Source organism: Candidatus Poribacteria bacterium (assembly GCA_021162805.1).
Classification (GTDB): Bacteria; Poribacteria; WGA-4E; order B28-G17; family B28-G17; genus JAGGXZ01.
In genome coordinates, this window is record JAGGXZ010000151.1 from 58814 (window position 1) to 79666 (window position 20853).

General features: G+C 53.4%; 17 protein-coding genes and 1 riboswitch. Of the genes, 16 read left to right on the forward strand and 1 reads right to left on the reverse strand.

The genetic code is table 11. From position 1 onward, the window contains the following. Positions 1-92: 92 nt before the first annotated feature. The 5 genes from cysC (at position 93) to J7M22_11740 (ending at position 5267) form a co-directional block, all read left to right on the forward strand. Positions 93-656 carry an adenylyl-sulfate kinase gene (cysC, locus tag J7M22_11720; GenBank protein ID MCD6507273.1) on the forward strand — a complete coding sequence of 188 codons (564 nt, stop codon included), beginning with the start codon at positions 93-95 and terminating at the stop codon, positions 654-656. A gap of 1 nt (position 657) precedes the next feature. After that, a complete protein-coding gene (gene sat / locus J7M22_11725; GenBank protein ID MCD6507274.1) occupies positions 658-1815 on the forward strand; it encodes a sulfate adenylyltransferase in 1158 nt (385 codons plus the stop codon). A gap of 3 nt (positions 1816-1818) precedes the next feature. Next, the gene (locus tag J7M22_11730) at positions 1819-3156 is read left to right on the forward strand and encodes an alkaline phosphatase family protein (protein MCD6507275.1); all 1338 of its coding nucleotides are present in this window, start codon (positions 1819-1821) and stop codon (positions 3154-3156) included. 182 nt (positions 3157-3338) lie between these two features. After that, the gene (locus J7M22_11735; protein ID MCD6507276.1) at positions 3339-3554 is read left to right on the forward strand and encodes a CopG family transcriptional regulator; all 216 of its coding nucleotides are present in this window, start codon (positions 3339-3341) and stop codon (positions 3552-3554) included. A 309-nt stretch (positions 3555-3863) separates the two neighbouring features. Continuing rightward, positions 3864-5267 (forward strand): acetate kinase, encoded by a 1404-nt coding sequence (locus J7M22_11740; GenBank protein MCD6507277.1) that lies wholly within the window; start codon positions 3864-3866, stop codon positions 5265-5267. A gap of 71 nt (positions 5268-5338) precedes the next feature. Here the strand turns inward: J7M22_11740 and J7M22_11745 are convergent, their stop codons facing one another. Then, the gene (locus tag J7M22_11745; GenBank protein ID MCD6507278.1) at positions 5339-7633 is read right to left on the reverse strand and encodes a S8 family serine peptidase; all 2295 of its coding nucleotides are present in this window, start codon (positions 7631-7633) and stop codon (positions 5339-5341) included. A gap of 14 nt (positions 7634-7647) precedes the next feature. After that, a riboswitch (cyclic di-GMP riboswitch) is annotated at positions 7648-7722 on the reverse strand. Positions 7723-8182: 460 nt separating this feature from the next. Between J7M22_11745 and J7M22_11750 the strand changes: the two genes are divergently transcribed. The 11 genes from J7M22_11750 to cas10 all read left to right on the forward strand — a co-directional run. Beyond that, a complete protein-coding gene (locus J7M22_11750) occupies positions 8183-9214 on the forward strand; it encodes a hypothetical protein (GenBank protein ID MCD6507279.1) in 1032 nt (343 codons plus the stop codon). Further along, the gene (locus J7M22_11755) at positions 9199-9573 is read left to right on the forward strand and encodes a hypothetical protein (protein ID MCD6507280.1); all 375 of its coding nucleotides are present in this window, start codon (positions 9199-9201) and stop codon (positions 9571-9573) included. The genes J7M22_11750 and J7M22_11755 overlap by 16 nt, the downstream gene beginning before the upstream one ends. Further along, positions 9570-10325: a class I SAM-dependent methyltransferase gene (locus tag J7M22_11760; protein MCD6507281.1), complete on the forward strand. Its 756-nt coding sequence runs from the start codon at positions 9570-9572 to the stop codon at positions 10323-10325. Before J7M22_11755 ends, J7M22_11760 begins: the two co-directional genes overlap by 4 nt. Before the next feature lie 101 nt (positions 10326-10426). After that, positions 10427-13093, forward strand: a complete 2667-nt coding sequence (locus J7M22_11765; protein MCD6507282.1) for a hypothetical protein — start codon at positions 10427-10429, stop codon at positions 13091-13093. A 4-nt stretch (positions 13094-13097) separates the two neighbouring features. Beyond that, positions 13098-15332 (forward strand): ComEC/Rec2 family competence protein, encoded by a 2235-nt coding sequence (locus J7M22_11770; GenBank protein MCD6507283.1) that lies wholly within the window; start codon positions 13098-13100, stop codon positions 15330-15332. 151 nt (positions 15333-15483) lie between these two features. Further along, complete coding sequence (locus J7M22_11775) at positions 15484-16305, forward strand: hypothetical protein (GenBank protein MCD6507284.1); 822 nt, start codon at positions 15484-15486, stop codon at positions 16303-16305. Positions 16306-16365: 60 nt separating this feature from the next. Next, positions 16366-16608: a hypothetical protein gene (locus J7M22_11780; protein MCD6507285.1), complete on the forward strand. Its 243-nt coding sequence runs from the start codon at positions 16366-16368 to the stop codon at positions 16606-16608. Positions 16609-16676: 68 nt separating this feature from the next. After that, a complete protein-coding gene (locus J7M22_11785; GenBank protein MCD6507286.1) occupies positions 16677-16868 on the forward strand; it encodes a type II toxin-antitoxin system RelE/ParE family toxin in 192 nt (63 codons plus the stop codon). 54 nt (positions 16869-16922) lie between these two features. Then, positions 16923-17195 (forward strand): hypothetical protein, encoded by a 273-nt coding sequence (locus J7M22_11790; protein ID MCD6507287.1) that lies wholly within the window; start codon positions 16923-16925, stop codon positions 17193-17195. 163 nt (positions 17196-17358) lie between these two features. Then, positions 17359-18420: a putative CRISPR-associated protein gene (locus tag J7M22_11795; protein ID MCD6507288.1), complete on the forward strand. Its 1062-nt coding sequence runs from the start codon at positions 17359-17361 to the stop codon at positions 18418-18420. Between the two features lie 4 nt (positions 18421-18424). Continuing rightward, positions 18425-20853: type III-A CRISPR-associated protein Cas10/Csm1 (gene cas10, locus J7M22_11800; GenBank protein ID MCD6507289.1), on the forward strand; the 2429-nt coding region annotated here is incomplete at its 3' end.

Genomic DNA, 20853 nt, shown 5'->3' on the forward strand with positions numbered 1-20853 from the left:
AATCCCCTTCCTCAGTCCTTGACATATCCTTGTAGTATTGTTATAATACAATTATAACCTAATTGGGATACAATTGCAAGCTGGAGGAGATGATGTCATCGGGCAGCAGCCGTTGGAAAGGTTTCACGGTTTGGTTCACCGGCATGAGTGGATCGGGTAAGACCACGCTCTCGATGGCGCTTGAAAGGGCGCTAAGGGAACGTGGGATCCCATTCGTTCAGAGGCTGGATGGGGATGTAGTCAGGCGGGATCTCACCAGGGATTTGGGGTTCTCGAAGGAGGACAGGAACGAGAACATCAGGAGGGTGAGCTTCGTCGCCTCGCTCCTGAGCAGGAACGGCGTGGCAACCCTCTGTGCCTTCATCTCGCCCTACCGGCAGGCCCGTCAGGAGGCCCGCGCAAGGCACAAGGACGGAAGGTTCATTGAGGTCTATCTCAAATGCCCGCTCGACATCCTGATACAGCGAGATCCGAAGGGCCTCTATAAGAGGGCCCTGGCCGGGGAGATCAAGAACTTCACGGGCATAGACGATCCCTACGAGGAGCCTGAAAATCCCGAGATAACACTTGAGACAGATAGGATGTCCGTGGAGGAGTGTGTCCAGGTGATAATGAGATATCTCGATGAAAGGGGATTACTACCAGGGGGCATGTGATATGATAGAACCTCACGGCGGAAAGCTGGTAAACAGGATGCTCTCCGATCAGGAGAGGGAGGAATGGCTCGCCCGGGCCGACCGGCTTCCCAAGATCTCCGTCTCATATTTCGATCTCCAGGAGATCGAAAACATCGCTACCGGACTTTTCAGCCCGCTTACGGGATTCATGTGCAGGGAGGATTATGAGAGCGTCTTAGACGAGATGCGCCTTTCGGACGGAACGGTCTGGTCGATTCCCATCCTGTTGCCCATCGAAAAGGATGCGATACCCCGTGTCGGGCGAAGCGAGTATGCGTTGATAACCGATGAAGAGGGAGCGGAGTATGCCGTAATACATGTCCAGGATATATTTGAGAGGGACAAGAGACGCGAGGCCTATGCAGTCTATAAGACTACGGATGACGCTCATCCGGGGGTGGCGAGGGTCTATAGACAACCTGAGATGGCGATCGGAGGGGAGATCTGGCTTTTGAGGCGGATCGAGCACGCAAGGTTCAATCGATATCGCCTCGATCCGATCGATACGCGCAGGATATTCAAATCGAAAGGATGGAGGACAGTTGTCGCCTTCCAGACCAGAAATCCGATCCATCGGGCGCACGAGTATCTGCAGAAGGTCGCCCTTGAGATCGTCGATGGGTTGTTCCTCAACCCGCTTGTCGGCGAAACTAAATCGGACGACATACCCGCTGAGGTGAGGATGAGATGCTATGAGACGGTGCTTGAGCTTTATTATCCGAAGGACAGATATGTGATGGCGGTCTTCCCCGTCAACATGAGATACGCCGGGCCGCGGGAGGCGATCTTCCACGCTATCTGTCGTAAGAATTACGGCTGCACACATATCATCATCGGGAGAGATCATGCCGGAGTGGGAAACTACTACTCCCCCTACGAGGCTCAGGAGATATTCGATCAGTTCGATCCGAATGAAATAGGTATCGTGCCGCTTAAATTCGAGCACGCCTTCTATTGCAGGAGATGCGGTGGGATGGCCACCGGCAAGACCTGTCCGCATCCCTCGACGGATCATATCTTCTTAAGCGGCACAAAGGTAAGGGAGATGCTCCGCAGAGGGATCTATCCGCCGCCTGAGTTCACAAGACCCGAGGTCGCCGAGATCCTGATGAAGGCGATGAAGGAAAGCGAGGGATGAAAAATGGGAAAGCTGGTTGTAATCGGGCTGGATTGTGCCGATCCGAAGCTCATCTTTCAGGAGATGATAGATGATCTTCCCAACATCAGATCGCTGATAAGGGAATCAACTTACGGCAGGATGAAATCCATTATCCCGCCCATAACCGTTCCGGCGTGGATGTGTATGATGACTGGTAAGGACCCGGGCGAGCTAGGGATATACGGGTTCAGGAATCGCAAGGACTACTCCTATGATTCACTCTCCTTTGCCAACTCCAGAATGGTGAAATATCCGAAGGTCTGGGACAGGCTCGGAATGAAGGGGCTCACCTCCATATTGTTGGGGATCCCTCTCACCTATCCTCCTAAGCCGATAAGAGGATGTTTGATCTCCGGCTTTCTAGCGCCCGATACCGAATCGGATTACACATATCCGAAAGGGCTGAAGGAAGAGATCAGATCGTGGGTGGGAGGGTATATGCTCGACGTGCCGGATTTCCGGACGGATGATAAGGACAGGGTCATAAGGGATATCTATAGCATGACCGATAAACGGTTCGAGGTCGCCAAACGCCTGATCACAGGGAGGAAGTGGGATTTCTTCATGATGGTTGAGATGGGGTTGGACAGGATCTATCACGGGTTCTGGGCTTATCACGACTCCGGCCATCCGAAACATGATCCGAATAGCCCTTACAGAGATGTTATCAGGGAATACACGGCATATCTCGATAGGAAGATAGGTGAGATACTCAATCTGATTCCAGATGAAACGAGGGTGATTATCATCTCAGATCACGGCGTGCAGAGAATGAGCGGTGGAATCAGCATAAACGAGTGGTTCATCCGTAACGGGTATCTGACGCTGAAGGAATATCCGAAGGAGCCGATCAGAATGGGCGATCTCATACGAAAGGGAATGGTGGACTGGTCCAAAACGATCGCCTGGGGGGAAGGGGGATATTACGGTAGGGTCTTCCTAAACGTCAAGGGGAGAGAGCCGGAGGGGATCGTGCCCCAGGAGGAGTATGAGAAAGTTAGGGATGAGATAAAATCGGCCATCGAGGGGATAACCGATGAGTTCGGCACCCCGTTAGGAACCGTCGTCTATAAGCCTCAGGAGATCTACAGGACCGTCAGGAATATCCCTCCCGACCTGATAGTTTACTTCGGAGGACTCAAATGGCGTTCCCTCGGAACGGTCGGCTCCGGCAAGATCCATCATCATGAGAACGACACGGGACCTGACGACGCCAATCACGCCCAATATGGGATGTGGTTGATGACGGGAGGAAAAGGGAAGGAAAGGGAGATAGATATATTAGAGGTGCATGATCTGATAATGTCCGTTGTTAATTAACAGGTTAAGGTTTAGGTTGAGGTTAAGATGGTCGAGAGTCGAGAGGCAAAAAAGACTCTGGACTCTAGACTCTTGTCCCTCGACTTTAACCTCTGATCGCGAAGGGGATAGAACGTTGATTGGCAGCATACTACACTCAAGGTGAAATATGAGCGAATGACCTTATTCCGATGGAGGTAGGGATGTCAGACAAGAGAAAGGTGGAGATATCGGCCGAGCTTTATGAGGCCATAGAAAAGAGATTGGAGGAGTATGGATTTTCCACCGTCGATGAGTACATCGAGTTCGTCCTACAGGAGCTCTTATATGAGGATGAATCCGATGCACCCGTATTTGATGAGGATGAGGAGGAGAAGATCAGGAAGAGGCTGCGCGATCTGGGATATATCGACGGGTAATTCCCCCCTTAAAACCACAACGCTCAAATTCCCTTTGAGTACAGCGGTTATCCATGAGAAGGAACGAGGAGAAAGGAACCAGGAACGAGGATTTTTCTCTCCTCGTTCCTTTTCTCCCAGAGAAATAAGCATTTCTGACCTCTCAGATCTCTGCTACACTTAACAATAATATGAGCGAACCACAAACCCATCTGGCCCTCACCTGTGAACATCTGTATCTACTGGTAGGGTAGGGGCGTCATACTTTAAAAATCGGGGCGGAAAGGGTATCATAAATATCCCAGGCTAAATCCAACGGGGAGGTTTTCCATGAAGATACTCACGCTTAACTGTGGAAGCTCTTCGGTCAAATATATGCTCTATGACTGGCAGAAGAGATGGATCCTGGCGAAGGGGATCGTGGAGAGGGTCACGGTGGGAGGTTCGTTCTGCGTCCATGAGAAATACGGCGAGGACAGGATCACCGTGGAACATGAGTGTCCCGATCACAGCATCGCCATAGAGCTGATCCTGAAACTGCTTCTGGGGGGGTATCGCGGATATGAGAGATACGGCGTTATAGGAAGGGCGGAGGAGATAGATGCGGTGGGACATAGGGTGGTTCACGGCGGCGAGAGGTTTGCAAAATCGGTGATCATCGATGAGAAGGTCCTCGAGACGTTCAGGGAGCTATTTGATCTGGCCCCACTCCATAACCCACCCAATGTCCTGGGGATAGAGGCGGCGATGAAGATACTGCCCGACGTCCCACATATGGCCGTGATGGATACCGCCTGGCATCAGACGATCAGCCCGCCACAGTATATCTATGCCCTGCCGTATGAATGGTATGATAGGTACAGGGTGAGAAGATATGGATTCCACGGGACCTCGCTCCTATATGTGGCCAAGCGTGCGGCGGTGTTGTTGGGGAGAGATCCGTTCGACGTGAACGTGATCTCGCTGCACGTAGGAAATGGAGTCAGCGCCAATGCTGTCAAAAACGGACTCTCGTTTGACACCAGCATGGGATTCACACCCCTTGAGGGACTGGTGATGGGTACCAGGGCGGGGGATCATGACGCCGCTATAGATCTGTTCATCATGGAGAAGGAGAACCTCTCGCCTAAGGAGATGAACGATATCCTCAACAGGAAAAGCGGCATTCTGGGCGTAACGGGGAGATATACGGATCGGCGCGACGTGCAGAAGGCGATGAAGGAGGGAGATGAGAGGGCGACCCTCGCCTTTGAGATCGAATGTTACAGGCTGCGGAAATACATAGGGGCGTATTATGCAGCCCTGGGACATGTGGATGCCGTCGTCTGGACGGCCGGTGTCGGCGAGATGTCGCCTGAGATGAGGGGAAGAACGATGGAGGGTTTGGAGGAGCTGGGGATAAAGATAGATCCCGAGAGAAACGAGCTGGCCAAATCAAGAAACGCCGAGTTCACCATCTCCGCCGATGACTCCAAGGTGAAGGTCTTCGTCATTCCCACCGATGAGGAGATCGTCTTCGTGGAGGACGTCGTGGCGCTGCTGGAAGGAAGATATGACGTACACACTAATTTCAGATATTCGTTCCAGGAGCCGGATTACAGAAATCAAATGCGTGACGAGGCCTTCGCCGGAGAGCTTAAGGAAACCCCCCAGATGGCCAGAGCACTGGCATTGCCTTTCCCCGATAACCTCCTCCCCGATGAGGCGAGGCCTTATGCATGGTGGATCCTCTAGGGGATATAAAAAGCGGGAGATGGGAAATCGCTCTGCGATCCCATCTCCCGTCCGGAGGGCAACCACCTGGTTTATCTCATCACGACCAGGTGCCTTACTGCTCTTTGCGAGCCGACCTGCACGGCATAGTAATAGACGCCGCTTGCGACCGGCTCGCCGAACTCGTTCCTGCCGTCCCAGTGAGCCGCTTTGGCTTTGTCGACATAGCTGCCGGCATCCTTGTAGCCGAGATCAAGCTTCCTGACTAGTCTGCCGTTAAGGTCGTATATCGTGATAATCACCCTGCCGGATCTGCCCAGCTCAAACGGTATCCAGGTCTCCGGATTGGCCGGGCTCGGATAATTCGGGTAGAGAAGTATCCTGCCGTTCCCTTCCAGCTTTAATCTATCAGGCTCCACCTGAGTAGCAGGGCCTTTCAGATTCATCGCCGGATTATACCTATATCCGGATTTGACGACGTTCTTGACGGTGAAGCTAACGCCTTTGATGATTTTCCCTATTGGCCCTGATTTGAAGATCGCCTTTCCGTCGGCATCGGTCACCCCTGTCGCTTCTTTCTGCAGATCTCCGTTCCATTGACCGTAGACGGTCACGTTAGGCACCGGATCGCCGGTTTCGCTTAGGATCCTCACGACGGCTTTAGCTTCCCAAGCATCGGCGTCAAATCCAAAGTTCAGGTCTATATCTGCCACGAAGATATCCTGGGGCAGATCCGGTTTATCCTCGGGCTTTTCCTTCAACGGGTCGATGAGATTTAACCTCGCTCCACGTATATCCACGGGGTTATATGGGTCAGTAGCGGGGCTTATTTCCACGATGATGGCATGTTCGCCGCCGGTGAGCTTGTCGGTTTTCAGTTGAAGCTTTATCTTCTGGTCGCTTTGAGGCTTAAGTATGACCACCTTCAAAGCCAGCTGTCTGTTGAGGGTTTTATCTTTAACCCTGATGATAACCGGTATCTGTTTATTCTCCCCGTTGGAGATTTTCATCTCCACTTCGACCGGTTCACCTTTGAAGGAGCTGTCGGGGAAGATCAGATCGGAAATGGTGATCTTATAGGCGCTAACGGCGTTTCGGTTGAAGTAGGTCACAGCAGCATAAGCATCGACTATTCCATATCCGTATTCCTCATCCCACCCGCTTTTGCCTCTATCCCTGGCGGTCATCTCAAGCGCTTCACGGACTTTGATGGGATCATCCACACCGGTCGCTATCACCAGCGCCGCCACGCCGGAGATATGAGGGGCGGCCATTGAGGTGCCTTGGAAGAACCAGTAGCTGAACCTCTTCGGGTTAACGGAGAAGGTCTGTTGGAGGATGCCGTCCTTGAACCCGTCCTTGTTCTGGTCAATCGTCAGATCACCGCCCGGGGCGGCCAAATCTATATGTTCGGAGGTGTTGGAGTAAGGTGCTCTCCTCCCATCGAATCTCGTCGCGCCGACCGCTATGACGTACTGATCGTAAGCGGCCGGATAGCTGGTCGGGTTTCCGCTGAGATGATCGTTTCCCACGGCGGCCACTATCACCGCTCCTCTGTTGAAGGCGTAGGCGACGGCGTTTTCGAGCGTCTTGCTCGGATAGCTGCCACCGAGGGAGAAGTTTATCACTTTGGCGCCGTGATCGGCCGCGTAATAGATCCCTCGGGCGATATCCGCATAGTTACCGTAACCGTTCTTATCGAGAACTTTAACCGGCATGATCGCAGCGTTGAAGGCCACACCTGCGGTACCCTCACCGTTATCGGTGCTCTGGGCGATGGTGCCGGCCACATGGGTGCCGTGGCCGTTGTCGTCGTTCGGATGAGGATCGTCGTTCACGAAATCGTAGCCGGGAACAAACCTGGTCCGGGCCAGATCGGGGGCAAGCCTGTAATCGCCATAGTCCTCATAGGCGACTCCGGTATCCAGAACGGCTACGATCACACCTTCACCGGTCGAGATCTCCCAGGCCCGCTCGACGTCTATGCCGTTATCAGGGTCGTTAAGGTTCCACTGATATCTATAATACCTGTCGCTTGGCACAAAGTAGGCCTTAGCGACGAAGTTCGGCTCGGCGTATTCGACAAGTCCGCTTTCCTCATATTTCCTCACGAACTCCTGGACTGAAGCGCCATCAGGGAGACGAAGCCTGGTGAAGTAGGGGGTGTTGAGTAATTCAACAACGCCGTTCTGGGCGTTGAACCTTTCGATCTCCTCCTGAGGGATACCGGCTTTGAACCTGACGATTATCTCATTCGGCAGGTACTGAGGAGCGTAGTTGTCGTAATGGTTGGCGTTGGCCTCTATGATATCATCGAGATTATCAGCCAGTGCGGCTGAAGCTATCGCTATCATCAACGTTGTCGTTATAAAACCTTTCAGTCTCATGGTTGCCCTCCGTTTTCGGCAGCGCAGCCGCCCCAGTGGGGCCTGTCGCTTTGCGCCCCACCCTTGCGGGTGGTTTGCCTTTGTCGCTACGGAGGCAACCAAGCTCTAGCGAGCCCCCTGTGGGCCGCGCCGCTCGGTCTTTTCCGTAGGCACCCACAGATAGCGCAAGGGGGATACCAACGAGAAACTCAATGATCACGCGGCTTTTCGCCCACAGGGAGGCGTTGGAATTCTCAATTCGTTGAGAAATTCAACAGAGATTGACGTGTGCCCCGATCCGGCATACAATTTATTTGGAACGCTCATATTATCGCTGAGCGTAGCAGAGATTTTTTAAGCCACCGTCCGCTTCTCGGCTGTCCCGCTTATAGGTCATTTATTGTCATTTGTCGTCATTTATCGTCATTTGTAGTCATTAATGACGGCGAAGCCGAATGACTTAATGACTACAAATGACGGTTGAGCTGTGGACGACGGACAATTGGCCATAGATAGTACGGGCGAAAAATCTTTCGCCCCTACTCAAGGGAAATAAGAGCGATTTGGAAAATGGAGAGGGTTGATCGCAGGGAAATACCAAGGGATATGAGCGGGGGTAATAGATATCTGATCTTCCTCCGAAGAAGCCGCGGAGGATGTGGCATACCCTATGAGACCGCTAAAGCGGAGTTGATCTCCCTCTTCGAGGAGAACATACTGGATATCGCGGAGGAGTACTGGACCAAACACAGGCTGCTCGTCACGATAAACCTGCCGCCGGATGAGGTGAAACGCAGGGCCGAGTTGGCCGGATATATCGAGGCGATCCTCTCCGTGCATGAGGAGCCTTACATGGGTGAAGAGCTCCTCTCCCAATCTAAAGGGAGATGGCGCGTCGGATGGGTGAGGATAGGAGACCGTAAGAGATTTCAACAGGAGATATATCTCCAAGACGATGAGGGGAGATTGAAGCTCTCGCCCGATAGAAGGCCGTTCAAGGTGGAGGTGAACGGGAGGGTGATTCTAGCCAAGGGACATAAGCATCACAGGGGACTTTCGCCGCTGGACTCCAGGTTCCTGCTAAATCTGGCCAGATTGAAGGGGGATGAGCTCGTCCTTGATCCGTTCGCCGGGTTCGGAGGGATAGTTCTGGAGGCCAGAAGGCGAAGATTGAAGGTCGTCGCCTCAGAGGTGGATATCTCCTTGAGACTGGGGCTGGAAGAGACCTCAGGGGGAGGATGCCTGATAGCCGATGCCAGAAGGCTTCCCTTTAAATCGAAAACCTTTGACGCCGTGGTTACGGAACCTCCCTATAGGCGGGAACAGAGGGAAGCGGTTATCGAGGCGATGGAGGAGATATGCCGCGTGTGCAAAGAGGAGGGGCCCATCGTGATGTTGATCTCCCAAAGCATGGCGGCAGAGGTGGTGAAAAGATTGGAGGAGCTCGGGAGGGAGGTGAAAGGGGCTTATCCCGTGAGAAGACACGGCGGTCTCATCTGCAGGGCGATGCTGTTTTTGAGGCTTGACAGATCCGGAACCAGGAGATATCATCATACAGACGATAAAAGCGAAGATGGCGGTGAGATATGGCGAGGGACGTAAGTAGATCCAGGTTTTGGCCCGTGGCAACGGGCTTCCTGCTTGTGGGGTTGGTTGTGATGATCGTGCTTTACATACAGATGCTCGCCTTTATCAACAGGTTCGTCGCTATGGCGGTCGATCTCATAGAGAAGGAGATCCTGACCGAGGCGCCAAAAGGTGTGGACAAGGAGAGGGTCAGGGAGACCTTCGCCCGGATGAAGCGGGCTATACCGAGGGGAAAGGTGAATTTCGGGAAAGCCCGTGCCGCAGCCACATACGCCCAAAAAGCCCGCTCCGATGAGGATGGCTGGACGGCGGAGGAGATCAACACCCTCCTTGAGATGATAAACGCTGCGATGGGGCCGGAGGAGAAAAAGTGAGCTTCGCACCCCCTTACACCAGATTCGCATATGCATACGATAGAATGATGGAGAACGTCGATTATGACAGATGGGCGAGATACGTCAAAGATCTGTTCGAATACTACGGACCTATCCCGAAACGGGTGCTCGATATAGCCTGCGGCACGGGACAGGTGACGGTGAGACTCGCCAGATCCGGCTATGAGATGTTCGGAGTGGACAAGGCGCTGGAGATGATGCTGGTGGCGAGGGAAAAAGCAAAAAGCATGGGGGTCAAAATCGGATTGGCGCAGAGCGATATGCGATCTCTCCCCTTCAAAAGGACGTTTGACGCCGCTATATGCCTCTACGACAGCATCAACTATATGCTCTCGCGTGATGATCTGAGGAGGGCTTTCCTCAGCGCGGCCTCGGTTCTCAAAACCGGCGGCCTGTACATATTCGACGTCACCACCGAAAGGAACATAGTCCTCCATTTTCACCTTCAGACCTTCGCCGAAACGGAGGATGACTTCTCCTATATCTGGAAGAACGTTTATTCCTTCAGGGATAAGATCTGCAGGACAGTGCTGACCTTCTTCATCAAAGATGGAGATACATACAGAAGATATGACGAACTACACGTGCAGAAGATCTTCGAGGTGAACGAGGTAAAGGAGGAGCTGGAAAAAGCCGGGTTCAAGATGCTGAACGCATTTGACGCCTTCACCTTCAGACGGTGGGGGCGCGATTCCGACAGGATAAACTTCGTCGCCAGAAAGGTAAAGTAAGATGGATTCAACCACCTAACGGAAACCCTCGTCTCATTTAACGTTAGCACGTTAAACGTTTAACGTTCAAACGGAAAAGAAGCTCCGGAGGAGATCCTGATATGAGACGAATTTCGATCCTGATCCCCCTGTTCATCTTGATTGCGGGGCTTATCCCGATTTCCCAGGCGGAAGATCAGGGAAAAGTCCAGTCCGCCAAAACGGGCGCGATCACAGGCAAGGTGATATGGAAAGGCCATGATCTTTCGCAGGTGACGGTTCAGGTGTATAAGGACTCATCCCTCAAGGACCTCTACAGCACCGGCTTTCTTCTGAACAAAAAGGGCGATTATCAACTGGTGCTTGAGCCGGGCAGGTATTATGTCGCCGCCTTCGTGGATGTGGATAAGGATGGGAAGATGGATGAAGGGGACGGGATAGGCATGTACGGGATAACCGATTGGAGCGATCCGAAACAGGACAAAAAGGTGGTGGAAGTCAAGGAGGGCGATATCGTAACCGACATCGATATATACATAACGGCGGTCTTAGCCCTCGTTGACGGCAAGCTGCAGGTCGTCCCCGTCCAGGAATATGAGGCGAGGCCAACCCTCCAGGAGGAGCTGGAGCGGATTTCAACGGGCGTATCCGGTAAGGTGATCCTGGAGAAGGGAGAGCTTAAAAACGGATTGGTCTTCGCATATACCGATCTCTCATGGAAAAACAGAGTTGCTCAGACGAAGGTCGATCCCGACGGCAGCTTCAAGATGAACCTCTCGCCCGGCAAGTACTACATACTGGCGGTCCTGGATTTAAACGGCAGCAACCTCTTCGACGCCGGGGACATGTTCGGGATATATGGCATCGATGATCTTAAATCAAAGGATGTCTCTCCCAGACCGGTTTTGGTCGAACCCAGAAGGTTCACCTCCATACAGATCAAAATAGTAGGTAAGAGGCTTGAGGGCGGAGGAATTGCAGCGATCGGGGAGGAGGTTCGGAAGACCATACTGGAGGCCAAATCGGCAAAGGTCAAGGGGAGGGTAATCTGGGACGGGCATAGCTTGGAGAGATGCGTCGTCCAGTTCTACCGCGATCCCACCTTCACAAAGGCCGTTGAGGCGGTGGGCACAGCCCCGGACGGCTCCTTCACCATAATGCTCCCTCCAGGTGATTATTATCTCCTGGCTGAGGTGGACGTTGACGGAGACGGAAAATACAGCGCAGGCGATGGGATAGGAGCCTACGGAAGCGATGATATAACCCAGAAACAACCCCGCACCCTTCACCTCAAACAGGGGCTTAATCCCGACGTGATGATCAGAATAACAGGGGTGTTCACCAAAGGGGGCCAGATCGTCTCCCTCAACCCGAAGATCGAAGGAAACGAGGAGGTATCCCTCCAGAGCGGGATAACCGGAAGGGTGATATGGGACGGTAGGAAACCTAGCTCCGCGCTTATCCTCGTATCTGAGAAGCCCGACTTTCAAAATCCGGCCGTCATACCGGTTCAGCTCAACGAGGACGGAAGCTATTCTGTGGATCTGCCGCGGGGGACCTACTACATCATGGCGGTCATAGATTCCGATTCCGACGGGAAGGCGGATGGCGGAGATGGGTTCGGAATCTATGGGACGATGAACCCGATAAGCGGCAAGCCCGTGCCCGTCTCGGTCTTCGAGAAAAGATACACGCCCTATATCAACATATACATCAGAGGTGCCTTCACGGATGATACGGGAGACATGGCCGTCATAGACGACGCCAACCGGATGAACATCAAGGCCAAATACGGCCCGCCCGATGATGTTTTCTCATACGCCGAGATGGGTAAGCAGATCGAGGAGTGGTATTACTGGAGGGAGGGGATCGCCTTCAAGTTCGAGCAGTCAGGTTTGGGTTGGGTTCTCAAGGAGAGCGAAAAGTTCACACCTAAAAATCTGGATAAGCTGAAGAAAAAGACGAACAACATACACCTGCCGTTCAACGTCCTCTACTACTCCTCTGACGACATCGTCTGGGGGCTATCGTCAAATGGCATCAGACAGGCCCTCGGCTTCGGCAGCGATCCCACAAGCACCACCGACGGATCGCTTCTCGTCTATATCGATCTGGACGGACATATCAGGCTCTCAAGCGCCGATAACGTCGAGGGCAGAATCATATTGAAACGCAGTGAGATGGCGGAACAGCCCGTCATCTCGCCCGACGGGGATTTCATAGCCTACATAAAAAGGATCGGCGATCAGAGAAAGCTGTTTATAAGGTTCATAAAGACGGGCGATGAGATCCAGGTGCCGACCAGCGCAAAGATAATCTCCGATCCGTGTTGGAATCTGAACAGCGAGCTCGTCGCCTTCGCCATGGCCGGAGCTGCCGAATCGAACCCTTCTCCCCCAGGGACGAAGAAAAAGGGCTCTGATGGTGAACTCCAGAGGGATATCTACTGCTACGATATCGTCGATAACCAGATCGATCCGCTTGTCCTCTCGCCGGCGGACGATGCCGAGCCGTCGTGGTGCCCTACCGATCCGGATAGGCTCGCCTTCTCACGAGAGACGGACGGCCACAGGCAGATTTGGGTCATAACCTTCTATCGAAATAAACCCCCCGAGGAGGAACAGCTGACCAAATACGGGGGGGAACATCCCATATGGCTGCCGGACGGAACGGGGATCATATATGAGACGAACGGTCAGATATGGCTGGTGGATGTCAGAACCAAGATCAGCAAACCCATCATGGTTGAGGAAGAGCCGGTGTTCGGGTTTTATCCCTTCGTGAGATGAACCGATGCCTCCCGCGGCCAAAGCGCTTATACCGTTGGGTTTTGGCATACTGTTTGGGGTGAAACTATCCCCGCCGCCGATTTTAAGCCTTCTTACAGGGGCCTTTTGCCTATCCCTCGGATTTTCCCTTTATATGATGGGGCGAAGGAGGATGGCCGATCCCTTTCTGCTCTCGCTTTTTCTCCTCGCTGGGATGTCGATCGGCGCCATATCCCTCACATCGCCGCGGATCACACCGCTTTTCGGGAAAAGAGTGCGCTTTGAGGGCGAGGTTATACGTTCCGATGTGCGTCCTTACGGCATGCGCATTTACTCCGCCGGGCGTATCCGTAACGGGCCAAAGGCGCGTTTGATCATAAGGTGCAGGGATAAGGTCGTTTTAAGGCGTGGGGATCGGATCGCAGCGATCGGAACGCTAAGGCTTCCTCAGCCGTCGCGCAATCCGGGCTCCTTCAATTGGCGGAGGTATCTCGCCGCACAGGGGATTCACGCCGAGCTGCGGGCGGAGAGGATCGAGAGGCTTCCATCGCGTGGATTCAGCCTTCGCCGCTCGGCTGAGAGGGTTCGCAGAAGACTGGAGTCGCTCCTCTTCAAGCTCCTTCCAAGACGACAGGGTCTCCTAATCGCCGGGATGATCCTGGGGGATAGGGAGGTTATGCCGGATGACATGGAGGAGAGCTTCAGGCGCAGCGGGCTTTCACATCTCCTCGCCGTATCTGGGCTTCATGTCGGCATGCTCTCCTCCATCTGTCTCTTGCTTTTAAGGCTGATCCGGCTCCCACGTAAGATCGCCTCGGCGCTGACGATCCTGCTTATCGGCGCATATGCCCTTATCGTCGGTCTGAGGCCTTCTGTCGTGAGAACCTCCATAATCGTTGGCCTGGTGTTGATAGGATATATGATAGACAGGGATGTAAACCTGATGAACCTCCTGGCGGTAGCGGCGATGGGAATGCTGATCCTCAGACCGCAGGTGCTCTGGGATGTAGGCTTTCAGCTTACATTTGTCGTCACCGCTTCCATCCTCTATCTGATGCCCAGATGGGAGAAACTCTGGATGAGGATCAGAGAGGATTGGCGTCGGAAAAGGCCGATCACGTATCTACATAGGTTGATTTTCCTCCCTCTCACCGTCGCCCTATCCGCTCAGATCGGCAGCATTCCCATAACCGCATACCACTTCCACCAGGTCCACCCATGGGGACTGATCCCGAACATCGCCGCCGTCTGGCTGTTATGGGCTGTCGTCGGACTGACGCTCATAGCTCTGACGCTGGCGTCCATATGGCTTCCGCTGGCCTATCCCTTCGCGGCCGTCGATTGGCTGATGTTGAGCGCCCTTGAGAAGCTCACCGGATGGGCTTCCTCGCTGACGCACGCGACCCTCTTCATCTCGAAACCCCGCCTCTGGCAGATTCTCCTCTATGTGTTCCTGGTCATGGCCGCAGTTAATTTCGGGAATGCGCGGCGAAATATCGGGAGGTGGATCCTCATGGCAGCTTCGATCCTGACCATCTCAGTCTGGCATTTCGCCCTGACGTGGCCGGGAAGGGTGACCGAGGTGACCTTCCTGGACGTCGGCTACGGATCAGCGGCTTTCGTCAGGACGGCCGAGGGCAAAACGGCGCTGATCAACGTCGGCCCCCGAAGGGGAGGATCCGACTCGGGACGAGTTGTCATCGAGCCGTTCCTCAGGCATAGAGGGATAAGGAGACTAAACTTGGTCGTTGTGACGGGTGAAAAATCGACCTTGATCGGCGGTCTGAGACACATAAAGGAGAGGTTCAAGATCGATCGGCTGATCTCGCCCGATGGAGGTGGACAGAATCAGGTGGAGCTCGGCAACGAATGTCGGGTGACGATCTGGAACCTGCCCACAGGAAGAAGGCTCGCACTCAGGTTATGCTGTGATCAGATCGCCTTTCTCTTCGCGGGGAGCTTAGAGGTTGAGGATCAGATGCAGCTCATGAAAGAGGGAGCGAAGCTGAGGGCGCAGGTGATCGAGGTGCCGAGACATGGAAGCCGTAGAGGTTTCAATCCGACCTTCCTCAGGCGTGTTGCTCCCCTCAAAGGGGTGATCTCAGTAGGCGCAAATCCCTTTCACCTGCCGTCACGAGACGTAATCAGTGGGTATGAAAGAATGGGGATAGAGATTTCAAGGACCGATGAAAGCGGCGCCCTGACGATCTTAACGGATGGGGAGCGGGGGTGGATTCTCCCCTATCTACCTCGTAAATGAGGCTTACCCTCGGGCGTCCACAACCCGCCACCCCATTACGGTTTGAGAAGGCATTGTTATCTGCCATGGGATGCAAGTATAATTAAGGACCGAATGACATGGAAATCATCAAAGAGAAAATACCGCTCGGCAAGTCGGTGGTGGATATACGATGAAGATAGCTTCCTTTCGATTCGAGTATGAGGTTCTGGAGGAACTGGATCTTATAAACCGGCCTCGATCTCAGATCTATAGATGGATTCGCGGCTCATCCTATAGGCTCAACTGTATAGCGCCGAAAACCCCCTGTCGTGATTGCGTCATCCTATCCGGTTGCCCCCATACGCTTCTCTTCGAACCAGCTCTGAGGTTTTCAACCGGCAGATCCGAATATGCCTCTCTCTTCGCATTCGCACCTCCCGAGAGAAGACGATTTTCCAAGGGTGAAAGTCTAACCATCCCAGTAACTCTCATTGAGGAGGCCGTTTACCTCCTGCCCATGCTTTTAGTTATGATGGGCGAAATGGCAGAGAGGAAGCTGTATCTGAAGAGGGTATTCGCCAGGAAAGCCTCAGAGGAAACCCTCATCTACGATGGCGTCTTGCGGAATGAGATGTTCATCGTGGACATATCCGAGCTTCTCACGCTTAAACCTCACACAGAGGAGGTAAGACTCAGGTTCATATCCCCTCCCATACTTGAAGGACGAATGGAGATATCAGTTCCGCCGATGTATATCCAGATCCCGATGTTGATCGATGGCATATTAAATCGTCTTGGGGCGCTGATGGAGGTGAAAGGGAAACAACCGGATTTTAGCCTCGATACGCTTCTGGATTTAACCCAAAGGGTTAAGAGGTTTCCAGGGGAAAGCGAGGATGAGCTGATGCTTCGAAACGTTGAGCAGCTTATCCCGCTGCTTACCGTTGGTGAATGGATACAGATCGGAAAACACGTTGAAAGGGGGTTTGGAAAATATGAGATCATATCATAAATTGACCTTCTCCATGAGATTAGGTATCATATCCGAGGAATAAAATAAGGGGGAATCGAGATGAAACGTAGAAGGGCAGTTTTAAGCATTCCCCCCTCTTTCGCTGAAGTGGAACAGCTTGCTAGATATTATGCGAAAGGAAGGGGGATATCGTTTTCAGCCTTCGTTTGGCAAGCGGTAGAGCATTACCTGCGAGAACAGATGGGTGAGGAGGAACTCTCAGATGAAATCATTTCCGAATTAGACCGAATTGAAGAAGAGATGGATCGAGGCGAATATCTATTACTTCGAGACTTAAAATGACGTGGGAAGTCAGAGTATCCAAGAAGGCAGTTCATTACCTTTCCCGCGTAGAGGAAAAGCGACGTAGGATGCTTCTGAACGCTTTAGAGGAATTCCAAGAGAATCCTTTCGTGGGGGATGTGAAGCCGATAAAAGGGCGAAGGAACACGTATAGAAGAAGGATCGGAAGCTACAGAATCATCTACTCTATCGATTATGAGGCCCATATCGTCAAAGTGCTAAAGATAGGAACAAGAGGTGATATCTATAGATCGTCGTAAAAGAGGCGTTAAAATTGAAGCGATTCAGGGGGTATTGATCACCGGAGATGGGTGATGCTGAAAAATGAAGTCGTTTTCATCGCCACATTGGGCACGGAACCACAGGTCGTGACTATAGCGCTGGATCTACTGCTGAAGGAAGGGATTTCCCCGGAGAAAGCGGTTGTTATCCATACTTGCGGCGCACAGCTCCTCTTCAATGAGAACGACAGGCTCTGGCATCTGATCTCAGAGGGAAAATTGATCGCTGAGAGGCGGATGCATCCTGAGCCTGACGATGAGGTGAGGCTCATCCGCGTTCCCGTCCTGAGACAAAGCCAAAGTTGATCGCACCACTCTGATCGTCGAGCTCACCCCGTACTATGACTTCTCCGTGTGATCCCGTGGCCGGATAAATCGGGAAGGTATTCCCATAAAAAAGGGAAGGCATTCCCATTGAGTCTACCGGCGATTGATGATAAAATCCGGACATAAAAACTGGAGGTGGAAGATGCGGAGCATATTGACCACCGTCGGCACATCACTGCTGGGGAACATCAGGCGGGAGATGGGGATTGATCGTGGGAGATTGCCCTCCACTCAACAGGCAGCGAATTTTCTCGGTCACACCGATCCGGTTAAGGCAAGCGCGGAGACGAACTCGCTGTCGCGCCTCCTCGAGGATGGTGACAAAATCGTCTTCCTTCACTCTCAGACGAAAGAGGGCGAATGGTGCGCCGATGAGCTCGCAAGGTATTACCGCAACTCCGGATATAAGGTTGAGGTATTGGAGATACCGGATTTGAACTATGCCGAGAGCCGGTTCAAGATGCGAGGGCTTCGCTCGCTGGTGGCAACCCTGATAGGGGTGATCCGATCGGAAAGATCCAGAGGACGACACCTACTCATCAACGCCACAGGGGGATTCAAGGCCGAGATCGCATATGCTACATTGGTTGGACTGCTCTTCGATCTGCCCGTCTACTACATCCACGAGGTCTTCAGCGACATCGTGGAGCTGCCTCCCGCCCCGATCGGCTGGGACTTCTCACTGATCGCTGACTACGAGGAGTTCTTCGAGTGGGTTTATGAGGATCTACGACCGGCCCGCGAGGTGGATGAACGGCTGCAAAGGTTACCCCCTGAGATCAGACTTCTGCTTTCTGAGGAGGAGGGGTATACTCTCCTCTCGCCGGCCGGCGAGGCGTTCTATGAGGCCTATAGGGAAAAGGTTCAATTCTCAGAGAGCATCCCTCTATTCCTCTCCACATCGGCGATGAAAAGTTACAATGACTATCCTCCGGATATTAAGGAGAGGTTCGATAGGCTGTTCAAAAAGCTGAAAGTGCGCGAGCTACGAATCGGAGGGACACGCTCGGTAGGTAACTTCGACACATTTGTATATCCCGGGGGTCATCTGGCAGAGAGGATCTTCTACTTCGAAAAGGATGGGGAGGTTTACGTGTGTGAGATCGCCAGACATGGCGAAAACTACGAGCGCCTTATCGAGCAAGGCGTCTGGAGGAAGGATTATCCGGAGGATGATTTCCAAGAGTGGAGGACGATGAGGTGATGAGATGACAAAAGGCGAAATCTTATGGTTAGGTGCGCTGCTACACGACATCGGCAAGTTCTGGGAACGGGCGAACGATCCGGTCGCCAACGCAGATGCCGGGCGGTATCCAGCGAGATACTCTCACGAGTCGTTCAGCGCCCTGTTCGTCGACACGTTCAATCATCTGTTCCCGGACGAACCGACGCTTAACCATGTACGTTCCCTCGTTCAGAACCATCATAACCCCACTTGGGTGGACGAGATGAAGCTCAGCGTGGCTGACAGACTCTCCTCCGAAGAGCGAATGGAGGCCGAGGATGAAGGGGGAATCGGAAAATCCACCACCCCGCTCTGCTCCATCTTCTCGAACCTGCGGATCAATGAGGAGAGGATCGAAAACCGACTTTATCACCGGCTGAGACGGCTGCGATTCGACCGTGAAACGATCTTCGCCCAAACACAGGTCCATATTTCTGAGGAGGATTATCGTGGACTCTGGGCGGAGTTCAGCTCGGAGGTCCGAAATCTCCGCCAAGGCGACTGGCGAACGTTGTTCGCACTCCTGAAAAAATACACCAGCTTTATCCCATCCGATACGCGTCGGGACACCTATCCCGATGTCTCGCTGTTCGATCATCTGAGGACCACCGCTGCGATAGCCTGCTGCCTTGAGGAATGGCCCGATGAGGAGATCTCAACGTTGAACGCGGCACTTACGAGGATCTGGAGAGGGGAGACTCTAAGCGAGAGTGAATCGAAGATCTACAACGAACCGCTTTCCGCCCTGGTCAAAGGCGACATCTCCGGCACCCAGAGCTTCCTGTATCTGATCACGAGCGCGGGGGCGGCAAGGGGGTTGCGAGGAAGGTCCTTCTACCTCCAGCTTCTCTGTGAGGTGATCGCCAGATGGATTCTGAGGAGGCTTTCGATCCCGCTCACAAATCTGCTGTTCGTCGGGGGTGGACATTTCTATCTCCTCATCCCCTGGGCGGAGGTGCAGAGTCTTTCACAGGTTCAGGAGGAGCTCGCCAGGAAGCTGTGGAGCATTCACAGAGGCGATCTCTCGGTGAACGTAGCCCATGTCCCCGTAACGGCCGCCGATTTCTGCAAAGAGAGATTCGCCGAGAAATGGGGGGAGGTCTCCAGGGCTGTCTCACGTAAGAAGCTGAGGAGATGGCGCGATCTTGACGACGAAACGTTCTCCAAGCTGTTTGAACCTCAGGAAACCGGGGGAACGGAGATGATCTGTCAGATCTGCAGGTTCGAGGGTCGATTGGAGGAGGCTGAGACTGAAGAGGGCGAGATGGTGATGAAATGCCAGAGATGTCGTGGGTTTGAGGAGCTAGGCGCAATCACTCGAAACGCCGGATATATGGTCGAGTTCGAGATCCCCGAGGAGGAGATACCGCCCGATATCGTTGACCCAGACTGGAGGGATTCGCTTCGGGCGTTCGGCGTTGACATACAAATACGGGGGAAAGGAGCCCCTCTGCCGAAACCCGCTTACGGCGCCCTCTCAGCCACGATCTATCGGTTCGACACGACGGACTTTATCTCTGAGGAGAGGTTCAAAATCCCAACGAGCTACGACTTCAAGCTGCTCGCGGACGCGACGCCCGTGCTTGAGGAGGAAATCGCCCGATTCGGTGAGATAGCCGAGGCGTCGCGGGGAGCCGAGTGGCTCGGAGTTTTGAGGATGGATGTGGACAGCCTCGGAGAGGTGTTCAGACAGGGTCTTGGGGAACATGCCACGATCTCCCGAATGAGCGCGTTGAGCGAAGGGCTCAGGCTCTTCTTCGAGGCACATGTGCCGAGGCTGTGTCGGGAGGTAAACGAATCCGCAGATCAAGGCCTAGTCTATTTGATCTACGCGGGTGGGGACGATCTGTTCGTCGTCGGCTCATGGAACGCCCTCCCGGAGCTGGCTATGAAGATCAGGGATGAGTTCAGAGGATATATCGGGGGCGACCACATCACCCTTTCAGGCGGCATCTCCGTCGAACATGCCAAATACCCCCTCTATCAGCTCGCGGAAAACGCGAGGAGCGCCCTTGACGATGAGGCGAAGGAATTTGTGCGCCCGGATGGGTGTGAGAAGGATGCGCTCTGTTTCCTGTCGCACACCGCCGACTGGGATACCTGGAGGTCAATTCACAGTTGGAAGGATAGGCTCGTGTCGTTGATCTCACCGGAGAAAGGCAAGCCGCTTCCGAGATCGTTTTTGACGAGGCTATCGGAGGTCTACCACGCCTATCTTTTAAACCTCTCAAAGTTGAGGGAGATGGGAAGCAAGGGTGAGATCGGCATGGAAAGGCTGCAGGAACTCACCCGTTTTGGCAGATGGAAATGGAGGCTGGTCTATAGCCTTTCGAGGTTCGCCGAGCAACATAAGGAGGCGAAGGAGACGATAGAGGAGCTCCAGCGTGATATCGCCGGAGGGTTGATAGAACA